The sequence below is a fragment of the Deltaproteobacteria bacterium genome (genome assembly GCA_016234845.1).
GTDB lineage: Bacteria > Desulfobacterota > Deferrimicrobia > Deferrimicrobiales > Deferrimicrobiaceae > JACRNP01.
Genome location: JACRNP010000011.1, coordinates 1 through 9,025 on the forward strand (window position 1 = coordinate 1; position 9,025 = coordinate 9,025).

Sequence of the window (9,025 nt, forward strand, 5' to 3'; positions counted from 1 at the left end):
CGCAATACCGCGCGCGCATTGTCCCGCAGCGTGATCTCCTTGGGATACCGGTCCAGGGGAATCATGGGTCTCCTCCTTCCGAACGTGCCGCCGTCACCAGTCCTCCCGGAACGGGACTTCCCCCGCGTCGTACCACCCGGCGAAGTCCGCCGGCGAGTGGGGGGCCAGCCCTTTTTCGTGCAGCAGGTCGCCGATCACCCGGTGGGCGAACGAAAGGGCGTGGTCCATGTTCCGGAGAAGCTGCGGCTCTTCCTCTCCCGGGCCGGCGGCGTGCAGCGCGTCGAACGCCTTTCCCAGGTCCGACCGGGCCGCGGGGATGTCCTCCTTTTGAAGGGCCGCGGAAATGTCGCGCAGCAATCCTTCCAGCTGGCGGTAGCCCCGCCGCAGGTCGATCGAGGTCGCGTCCATCCTCCTCCACCGCCCGAAATAGATCTGGTCGTGCCCTGCCCGCAGTCCCCTGTAGGGAACCCCCTGGTAAGGACACGGCTTCCCTCCGGCGGATGTCTCCCTCCCCCCGCCGGGCGCGGACAGATGCCCCGCACCGCAGATCGGGCAATTCATCGGGAAGGGACCGGGGATTGCTGGCGTTTGAGACCGAACCGGCGCCTGCCCGCGGGGAGTTCGGCATGCTGGAGAAACCGGTCCGCGTCGAGCCGTTCAAGGGAGACGTCCATCCCGTGCCGGGCGAAGCATTCCCGCAACATGTCGAAATTCTCGATGAAGTAATGCACCGAGGAGTTGTAGCCGTAATTCATGGAATGGATCCGTTCCGCGAAATTCATGCTCCCGTAGAGGAACAGGGACGACTCCGCCGGAGACGGCTCGATCATGAGGAGGTCGGTCCCGGGATGGTCGGCGCGGAAGAGGAGGGTCCCCAGCTCGAGCTTGACCCTCGAGTTGATCCGGAACGACTGCTCGGCGACGGCGGTCACGCCCCGTTCCGTGAGGGAGCTGCAATGTCCGTCGAGGGTGGGCATGCAGACCACGGACCGGTCGTTGTAGATCGGGACGATGGGATTGATCATCACGATGAGGTCCGCCCCGGCGGCGGCGGGGATATCCAGGTGGCCTACCCGTTCCGCCGCGCCGTCCACGAAATACCTCTCCTCGATGAGGACCGGTTCGAAAAAGACCGGGATGGCCGTCGAAGCCTGGATCGCCTTCGAGATCGGGATGTCCTGCCGCCCCCCCTCGCCGAAGATCCACCGTTCCGCGGTGTCCACCTCGGTGGCCACGATGGACAGGGATCTGCGGACCGTCCGGAAATCGTTGCTCCGTCCCCCGCCGGACAGCGCCCGCGCGATGTACCGTTCCAGGTTCGCGTTGGAGAAGAACCCCGCGGGCAGGAACTGCTGAAGGACGGCGAGGATGTTCAGGAAGGTGACCGGTTGTCCGCCCTTCCGGATGTGACGTATCACGGAACCGAGGTTGCGCATGGACCGTCCCAGGAATCGGAACAGGTTGCCGATGGGCAATTCGTAGATGTCCTCGCGACGCAGCAGCAATCCCCCGTCCTTCTCCCCGAGGACGGAGGAACACATCTCGCCTACGGTGATGCCGTTGGCGAGGAATGCCGCGAGGATGCTTCCGGCGCTGATCCCCACGTACAGGTCGAACTCCCCGGACTTCCTCCCGGATACGATGAAGTCGTCCATCGCGGAGAGCGCACCCAGCTCGTACATGCCGCCGGTGATGCCGCCGCCGCCCAGGACCAGCGCTGCCTTGGTCGCCACTCAAAGAGCATAGAGGCATTCGCCCGCCTCCGACAAGGAGGAACCGTGGGCCGGCGGGACGGGAACCGGCCCACGGCATGTCGTCGTACCGGAGCATCCGGCGTCATGCCGCCTTCGACACCCCCTTGACCACATCCGCCCCGGCCGCGACCGGGACTTCGGGCCGCTTTGCGGCCAGCAGGCTCCCCAACGCCACGACGCAGATCCCCGATCCGACGTAGAACGCGTTGGTGTAGTTCCCGAAGATGTCGAACAGCCGGCCGGCGATGATCGGACCGATGATCCCCGCTACCCCCCACGCGGTGAAGAGCAGGCCGTAGTTGACGCCCAGGTTCTTCGTTCCGAAGAAGTCGCCCGTCGTGGACGCGTAGACCGACAGCTGCGTCCCGTAGCAGTAATAGACGACGAACACCATGCCGTACAGCATCGCCGCTCCGCTGATGTGCGGAAGGGCCAGGAACGCCAGGATCGACACACCCACCATCAGACGAAGCGTCTGGAGCCGCCCGATGGTGTCCGACAACCATCCGGAGAAGATCCGTCCGGAAGCGTTCCCCACGGCACCGACGGCGATGGCCAGGTTGGCCGCGACGTCCACGATATTCAGCTGCTGTCGGCCGAACGGCACCAGCTGGCTGATCAGCATGAGCCCGGCGCCGGTTCCGAGGGCGTATGCGGCCCACATGAAATAGAATGCGGGCGTCCTGACCACCTCGCCCGGAGCGTACTCGTGCCGCGACGCCGTTACTTTCGCGGTCGCCGCCGCGGGCACCCAGCCCGCCGGCTTCCAACCCGTCGGCGGATTCCGCAGGATGAACGCGCCGATCATCGTCGCGATGAAGTAGCCGATCCCCAGGTACAGGAACGTGTCCCGCCAGCCGAACGCGGTGAGCATCGGCTTCCCGATGAAGGAGATGATGAAGGATCCGCCGCCGTACCCCGCGACGGCGAGTCCCACCGCCAGCCCCCTGCGATCGGGAAACCATTTCGACAACACCGGGATCGGTGTCGCGTACCCGAACCCGCTGCCGATCCCCAGCACGACGCCCATCGTGAGATACAGCGCGAACAGGTCCTTCGCATACGTCGCGAGTACCCACCCGAGGCTGAACAGGACCGATCCCGCGACGGATATCCAGAACGGCCCTTTTTTGTCCTGCAATCGTCCGGCCGCGATGAAGCTCAGCCCGAAAACGAAGACCGCGATCGTGAAGACCCAGGACGTCTGCGTTCGCGTCCAGCCGAATTCCTGCTCCAGCGGGAGCACGAAGATGCTCCACGCGTATAGAGCCCCCAGCGGCAGGTTCATCAGCAAGGCCCCGGCGACCCGCCACCACCGGTTCATCGACCTGTCCCCCTCGCCCATCGCCGCTTCCATCGCCCGACCTCCGATCCCGGCAGTGCTCTGCCAGCCCAAGGTTGTAACGCCCGACCGGCCACCCCGCTTCTTTCCACGGTTTCAGCGTACGATCCGGTCCGGGCGATCTCTGTATAACCTTTCACAGCAACCGTGCGGCCCTTCCCTCCCGGTTCCGCGCGTTGTAATGCGCCGGGGGCGATTGTAAAGTGGGAACATGCCGATGTCCGTTATCACAGCGGTCGATCTGTTCCAGGGGATTTCCGACCCCGAGGCCCGGAGAGTGGCGCGCCTGTGCACCGAGCGGCAGTACCGGAAGGGCACCACGATCTTCTCCAAGGGCGATCCGGCCCACTCCCTCTACATCGTCAAGGAGGGGAACGTGAGGATTCTTTCCCTCTCGGACAAAGGCGCGGAAACGATCGTGCACATCCTCAAGGAAGGCGCCATCTTCGGGGAACTCCTCCTCTCCGAGGAGCGGCGAGCCTTCACCGCCGTCGCCGACACGGATGCACGGGTCACCGTCCTGTCGAAGACCGGTCTTCTGGAACTTCTGGCCGCCATTCCCACCGTTTCGACGAATTTCATCCGGCTGCTGTCGAAACGGCTGGCGACCGTGGAGAAGGAATACGGGGATTTCGGGCACACCTGGTCCTACAACCGGCTCAGGAAGGTCCTGCTCCGGCTCTGCGAGGAGCACGGCAGGGAAACCCCAGAGGGAATCGTGATCCCGTTGCGCCTGACGCACGAGGATCTGGCGAACCTGATCGGGACCACCCGGGAGACGGTCACGACCCAGATGATACGGTTCCGCCGCCTGGGCCTCGTAAAGAGCCGCGACCGCTTCCTCGTCGTCGACAGGCGAAGGCTCGCGGCGTTCGATCGTCCTTAGCGCTCGACCGGAAACGCGTATCGAAGGAACAGGTGGCTGCCGGCGCGTTTCACGCCCGCGAGGGTTCCCCACCGCGGGGACTCCGGCGCGAAGCGTTTCCCTGCGACCATCCCGGGGCGATCCACCGACCCGTCCCGCCCGGCGACCTGCGGCGCGATCGTCAGGAAAAGCTCGTCCAGGCACATTTCGTGGAAAAAATCCCCCATCAACCGCGGTCCGCCCTCCACAAGGAGGATATCTCCGGGGAGGATACGGCCGACCGCGGAAAGAACCTCCCGCGCGCCGATCGGGCCCCCCTCCCCCGCTTCCTCGATTGCGACCGGGGGGGGAAGGTCTCGTGCGCGAAGCCGGCGGGCGCCCTCCGGTGTCGTGACGATAAGCACCTTCACCTTCGCCGACCGGAATACCGGAAGGTCCAGATCGAGTTCGCCCCGCGCGGTGACGATGACGTTCAGCGCGGGGGCGCTCTTCCCGAGGGCGGTCCGCAGCCGGCGATACGAGTCGGCCAGCGGCGGGTAGATATGCTCCGCGGTCCAGAGGTGGTTCGGGACGGAGCGGAGCGTCCCGGCTCCGACGATCACGGCGTCCGCGACGGATCGCAGCAATCCCATGACCATGCGGTCATGCGGGTTGGAGCCGCTGATGGGTCCGCCGCCCGACAAACCGGGAGCGGACAGGGATGCGACGCCGTCCACCGTGGCGACGAAGTTGCCGATCACGTACGGGCGGCCTTTCCGCAGGGGAAACCGGAGCGGACCGTAGAGCGCCGCCAGCCCGGGGGGAAGGGGGAATTCGTCCCCGCCGGTTCGGTCCAGGAGGGATTCCAGGGGCGCCAGGGGGGTCATCGCCCGGCTCGCCGTCTACCGGGGGCCGGGCTCGAAGCGATGCAGCCCGCACGCCACGTAGAATTCGGTCCGCAGCGCGGGGTCGCTTTCGTAATTCCCGCGCCAGAACGTCGTACGCGTGAGCGGCGCGGTTTCCCGGACCCCCCGCATCTGGGTGCAGAGGTGGTGCGCGTCCAGGTACACCGCGACGCCGTGGGGATGAAGCATGGCGTCCAGGGAGTCGGCGATCTGCTGGCCGATCCGCTCCTGCACGGTAAACCGCTTCGCGAACAGGCGCACCAGCCTCGTGAGCTTGGAGAGGCCGATGATCTGCTCGTGGGCGATGTACCCGACGTAGGCGCGGCCGTAAAAGGGCAACGCGTGGTGTTCGCAGAGGCTGAAGAACTGGATCGGACCTTCCACGACCTGGCTGAGCCGGCAGTCGGGTCCCCCACGGCATTCGGTATCGAACACCGTGATCAGTTTCGGATCCCCCTCGTACCCGTCGGTGCTGTCGAACATCGCCTGGAGAAAGCGGCGCGGGGTGTCCCGCGTCGCCGGCGTGTCCGGGTCCATCCCGAAGGCCGCGAAGATTTCCTTGACGTACTCTTCGAACTGCCGCATCCGGTCCGCCGTAACACGGCGTCTGTCCGATTCCGGATTCGACAACGGCTCGCGGGGTCCATGCTCATGATCCGCGCTCATCGGGCCTCCCGGGGACGGTCGGTAAACCCATAGTAACGCCCTCCGGGAATTATTTGTCGTTTTGTTCGACCTTTCACAATCGTCCCCCCCTCTCCGATGTCTTACGGTCAGAACGAAACGAGGTGGCCGCCATGAAGCGGTTCATGGAGTTCCTCCCGAGGGGAAACGAGGCGAGGCTGGCCGCGGTGCTCCTCCTGCTCTACGGGATGGCGCTTTTCCTTTCTCCGGACCCGGAGTGGACGGCATGGGCGGCGCAGATGGCGGTGGGCGTCCTGTACGTCCCGGATCCGCCGACGATGCGGGGGATGGCGCCGGGCGATACGATGCGGGCGCTGTCGACCGTCGGAGCGGTGGGGAGCCTCGCGGCGGCGGCACTCCTCGCGGTGCGGATCAGGCCGTCATGAGAGTTCAGGCATTGTGAAAGGTCGCACGGAACCGTTTCCCGCGCGGAAGTATCGTGGAGTCGGATGGAGCGAGAAGGAGGTGAGCACAATGGAAGGCATCCTGTTGGACATCGAGATGTTCGCATCCCCGTTCAGCGTGCTGTTCGGGCTGGTGCTGTCCGCGATCGGCGCCTGCGGCATCCTCCTCGGCTACATGGCCGACGAGGAGAGGAGCGGGAAGGAGATTTTCCACGCGGAGTCTCCGTTCACCGACCTGTACGAGACGCCGGCGGAAAGCGTGGAGTACCTCCGCGCGGCGTGACGCCGCCGCGGAGTCGTATCCGGGGGGTTGCGAAACCTGCGCAATCCCCCGGACCCGGCTTCCCGGATATCCCCGTCAAAACCACCGCTTCCGGCGGAAGAAGTACAGCATCCCACCGGCGGCGACCGCCATCAGGAGCAGCACCGCGGGATAGCCGTACGCCCAGGAGAGCTCCGGCCTTCGTGTCGAAGTTCATCCCGTACACCCCGACGATGAACGTGAGGGGGATGAAGATGGTGGCCATCACGGTCAGCACCTTCATGATCTCGTTCATCCGGTTGGAGACGGCGGACATGTACTCGTCCACCAGCCCCGACGCCATCTCCCGGAACGTCTCCACCATGTCCATCAGCTGGACGGTGTGGTCGTAGCAGTCGCGCAGAAAGATCTTCGTGCCCGGGCGGATCAGGGCGTGCTCCTCGATCAGGAGCAGGTTCATCGCGTCGCGGGCGGGCCATACGGCGTGCCGGACGGCCAGCAGTTCCCGCTTCAGGCGTCGGATGGCGAGGAACGTCTCGGGGACGGGGGACGCGAGGACCCTCTCCTCCATCTCCTCCACCGCATCCCCCAGCTTCTCGAGGGTCGGGAAGAAGGCGTCCAGGAGGGCGTCGCACAGGGAGTACAGGAGGAAGTCCGCCCCCTCGGACCGGATCCGCCCCTTCCCCTGCCGCAGCCGGTCCCGCACCGGGTCGAACGCGTCGCCCGGCCGCTCCTGGAAGGATACGACCACCCGGTCCGACAGGAAGATCGCCACCTGTTCGGGCGGCGCCGGGTACCGGATCTCCCGGAGCACGACGAGCAGGTGCTCGCCGTACCACTCCACCTTGGGGCGCTGGGGGACGTTCAGCACGTCCTCGAGGGCCAGCGGGTGGATCCCGAACCGGTCGCCGATCGCGCGGACGACCTCCGGGTCGGACAGCCCCGATACGTCCAGCCAGAGGACGCCGCACTCCGGCGGCGCGAGGGTCGAAAGGTCCGGCACCGCGAGGACGCGCTCCTCGCACCCCGCGCCGTCGTATCGGAACGACGTGAGCCGGACCGGGACGCCCCCGGCCTCGGCGTGCGCCGCGAGGGTGCCGGGCTGCGTGCCGGGGGGGTGGTATCGCTTCCTGCGGCGCCGTCCCATACGCTTCCTCCTGCCGGGGCAAGGTCGGATCGGAATGCCCGCACGCCCCATTTCATCCCATGGGGAGCGAAAGGTAAAGCGGCCGCCGCTCCTTGTCCTCCCTTCCCGCGACGTGGAATAATCGGGATACATCCCGGGAAGACCGATCCGGAGGCATCCAGATGAAGGATCATGGCCACGGGGCCCTCGCGGCTTCTCTCCTCGCGACCTGCCTGCTCGTCCTCGGCGTGTACAGCTGCGCCGTCAACCCGGTCACCGGGCGGTCGGAGCTTTCGATCGTCTCCTTCTCCGAGGAGGAGGAGGCTTCCCTCGGGGCGAAGGCGTACACTCCCGCCGTCCAGCAGCAGGGAGGCTTCTACCGCGACCGGGAACTCGAGGAGTACGTGCAGGGGGTGGGGATGCGGCTGGCCCGCGTCTCGCACCGCCCGAACCTCGACTACCGGTACCGGGTGCTGAACTCGTCGGTCCCCAACGCCTTCGCGCTTCCCGGCGGCTACATCGTCATCAACCGGGGGCTGCTCGTAGGCTTGAAAAGCGAGGCGGAGATGGCGGCGGTGCTGGGGCACGAAACGGGGCACGTCACGGCGAAGCATTCCCTGGCCGGCTACCAGCGCGCGATGGCGGCGAACGTGCTTCTCTCCGGCGTCGTCCTGGCCGCCGGCGGACGGTCCGGCGTCCAGGAGCTCTCCGGGATCACGGCGTCGCTGATCGAGAACGGCTTCTCGCGGGACCAGGAGCGGGAGGCGGACTGGCTCGGGATCGACTACTTGGTCAAGGCAGGGTACAACCCGGAAGGGGCCGTGCGGCTGCAGGAATATTTCTTCTCGCAGCTCGAGGGGGGGAAGAACCCGCTCTTCGTGGAGGGGCTGTTCCGGACCCACCCGTTCTCCAGGGAGCGGCTCGACAACGCCCGCGCCCGCATCGCGGAGCGGTACCCGGACACGGTGCGCAACCCGAACTACACCTTCAACGAGACCGCTTTTCTCCGGAAGACGGCCCGCCTGCGGGAGGCTCAGAAGGCGTACGAGGTCGCGGACCGGGGAGACAAGCTGTTCCTGGAGAAGCGGTACGACGAGGCGCTGTCGCAATACGAGGCGGCCGCGCGGATGGAGCCGGGACAATCCCCGTTCCACTCCTCGGCCGGCCGGGTCCACCTGATCCGGAAGAATTACGGGGCCGCAGAGGGGGAGCTGCGCCGGGCGATCGAGCTGGACGGGGAGTTCTACGAGCCGCGCTACCTGTTGGGAGCGCTTCGGTATCAAAGACGGGAGTACCGGGCGGCGATCTCCGAACTTTCGCGGTCGATGGAGCTGTACCCGACGAGGCAGGGAGCCGCGTTGCTGTCGAAGTCGTACGGAGGGATCGGCGACGCGGCGAACGCGAGGAAGTACGCCGAGATGGCGAAGTAGCGCGGGAAGCGGCTACTTCCCGGACAGCTCCCGGATCTTCCGGTCGATCGAACGGATCTCCCCGGCGAGCCGGTTCCGCTCCGCGACCAGCTTTTGCCAATCCTGCTTGCGGGACAGGTAGGTCGACCGGGCGGACCGCTTCCGGTCCCGCGCGGTGCGGATCGTGTCGCGCTCGGACGCGATCCGGTCGGAGAGCCGCTTGATCTCCGCGGAGAGGCGGCCGGCCTCCGCGGTCGGGTAGGGGCGCTGCCCCGCCAGGGCGTTTCGCTGCTCC

The 9,025-nt window shown here is 66.5% G+C and carries 11 protein-coding genes; 4 read left to right on the forward strand and 7 right to left on the reverse strand.

Annotation, left to right across the window (positions count from 1 at the left end; all coding sequences use genetic code 11):
• Nucleotides 1–93: 93 nt before the first annotated feature.
• The 3 genes from HZB86_00965 to HZB86_00975 all read right to left on the reverse strand — a co-directional run bounded on the left by HZB86_00965 (nucleotide 94) and on the right by HZB86_00975 (nucleotide 3,111).
• The gene (locus tag HZB86_00965; GenBank protein MBI5904118.1) at nucleotides 94–561 is read right to left on the reverse strand and encodes a hypothetical protein; all 468 of its coding nucleotides are present in this window, start codon (nucleotides 559–561) and stop codon (nucleotides 94–96) included.
• Entirely contained in the window at nucleotides 558–1,733 is a 1,176-nt protein-coding gene (locus tag HZB86_00970) for a patatin-like phospholipase family protein (GenBank protein MBI5904119.1), read from the reverse strand. Before HZB86_00970 ends, HZB86_00965 begins: the two co-directional genes overlap by 4 nt.
• Nucleotides 1,734–1,836: 103 nt before the next feature.
• Nucleotides 1,837–3,111 carry an OFA family MFS transporter gene (locus tag HZB86_00975; GenBank protein ID MBI5904120.1) on the reverse strand — a complete coding sequence of 425 codons (1,275 nt, stop codon included), beginning with the start codon at nucleotides 3,109–3,111 and terminating at the stop codon, nucleotides 1,837–1,839.
• 202 nt (nucleotides 3,112–3,313) lie between these two features.
• Between HZB86_00975 and HZB86_00980 the strand changes: the two genes are divergently transcribed.
• Complete coding sequence (locus HZB86_00980; GenBank protein ID MBI5904121.1) at nucleotides 3,314–3,982, forward strand: Crp/Fnr family transcriptional regulator; 669 nt, start codon at nucleotides 3,314–3,316, stop codon at nucleotides 3,980–3,982.
• On the opposite strand, the gene HZB86_00985 is transcribed toward HZB86_00980, so the two are convergent.
• Both HZB86_00985 and HZB86_00990 read right to left on the reverse strand, forming a co-directional pair.
• Nucleotides 3,979–4,827 carry a dihydrofolate reductase family protein gene (locus tag HZB86_00985; protein MBI5904122.1) on the reverse strand — a complete coding sequence of 283 codons (849 nt, stop codon included), beginning with the start codon at nucleotides 4,825–4,827 and terminating at the stop codon, nucleotides 3,979–3,981. The two genes, HZB86_00980 and HZB86_00985, sit on opposite strands and share 4 nt — an antisense overlap.
• Nucleotides 4,828–4,842: 15 nt before the next feature.
• Nucleotides 4,843–5,430: a GTP cyclohydrolase I gene (locus HZB86_00990; GenBank protein MBI5904123.1), complete on the reverse strand. Its 588-nt coding sequence runs from the start codon at nucleotides 5,428–5,430 to the stop codon at nucleotides 4,843–4,845.
• 212 nt (nucleotides 5,431–5,642) lie between these two features.
• Here HZB86_00990 and HZB86_00995 point away from each other — a divergent pair, with 212 nt between their 5' ends.
• Together HZB86_00995 and HZB86_01000 are read left to right on the forward strand one after the other, a co-directional pair.
• On the forward strand, nucleotides 5,643–5,915 hold the full coding sequence (locus HZB86_00995) for a hypothetical protein (protein ID MBI5904124.1): 273 nt from the start codon (nucleotides 5,643–5,645) through the stop codon (nucleotides 5,913–5,915).
• 88 nt (nucleotides 5,916–6,003) lie between these two features.
• Complete coding sequence (locus HZB86_01000; GenBank protein ID MBI5904125.1) at nucleotides 6,004–6,216, forward strand: hypothetical protein; 213 nt, start codon at nucleotides 6,004–6,006, stop codon at nucleotides 6,214–6,216.
• Here the strand turns inward: HZB86_01000 and corA are convergent.
• Complete coding sequence (gene corA / locus HZB86_01005) at nucleotides 6,161–7,342, reverse strand: magnesium/cobalt transporter CorA (protein MBI5904126.1); 1,182 nt, start codon at nucleotides 7,340–7,342, stop codon at nucleotides 6,161–6,163. The genes HZB86_01000 and corA overlap by 56 nt on opposite strands.
• A gap of 161 nt (nucleotides 7,343–7,503) precedes the next feature.
• Here corA and HZB86_01010 point away from each other — a divergent pair, with 161 nt between their 5' ends.
• A complete protein-coding gene (locus HZB86_01010) occupies nucleotides 7,504–8,751 on the forward strand; it encodes a M48 family metalloprotease (protein ID MBI5904127.1) in 1,248 nt (415 codons plus the stop codon).
• Between the two features lie 12 nt (nucleotides 8,752–8,763).
• Here the strand turns inward: HZB86_01010 and HZB86_01015 are convergent.
• The coding region (locus HZB86_01015; protein MBI5904128.1) for a hypothetical protein at nucleotides 8,764–9,025 on the reverse strand (262 nt) is incomplete at its 5' end.

Excerpts from the sequence above, each read along its gene's own strand:
- HZB86_00995 (MBI5904124.1), top strand. The coding sequence starts at position 5,643 with ATGAAGCGGTTCATGGAGTTCCTCCCGAGGGGAAACGAGGCGAGGCTG.
- HZB86_00990 (MBI5904123.1), bottom strand. The coding sequence starts at position 5,430 with ATGCGGCAGTTCGAAGAGTACGTCAAGGAAATCTTCGCGGCCTTCGGG.
- corA (MBI5904126.1), bottom strand. The coding sequence starts at position 7,342 with ATGGGACGGCGCCGCAGGAAGCGATACCACCCCCCCGGCACGCAGCCC.
- HZB86_00965 (MBI5904118.1), bottom strand. The coding sequence starts at position 561 with ATGAATTGCCCGATCTGCGGTGCGGGGCATCTGTCCGCGCCCGGCGGG.
- HZB86_00980 (MBI5904121.1), top strand. The coding sequence starts at position 3,314 with ATGTCCGTTATCACAGCGGTCGATCTGTTCCAGGGGATTTCCGACCCC.
- HZB86_01000 (MBI5904125.1), top strand. The coding sequence starts at position 6,004 with ATGGAAGGCATCCTGTTGGACATCGAGATGTTCGCATCCCCGTTCAGC.
- HZB86_01010 (MBI5904127.1), top strand. The coding sequence starts at position 7,504 with ATGAAGGATCATGGCCACGGGGCCCTCGCGGCTTCTCTCCTCGCGACC.
- HZB86_00985 (MBI5904122.1), bottom strand. The coding sequence starts at position 4,827 with ATGACCCCCCTGGCGCCCCTGGAATCCCTCCTGGACCGAACCGGCGGG.
- HZB86_00975 (MBI5904120.1), bottom strand. The coding sequence starts at position 3,111 with ATGGAAGCGGCGATGGGCGAGGGGGACAGGTCGATGAACCGGTGGTGG.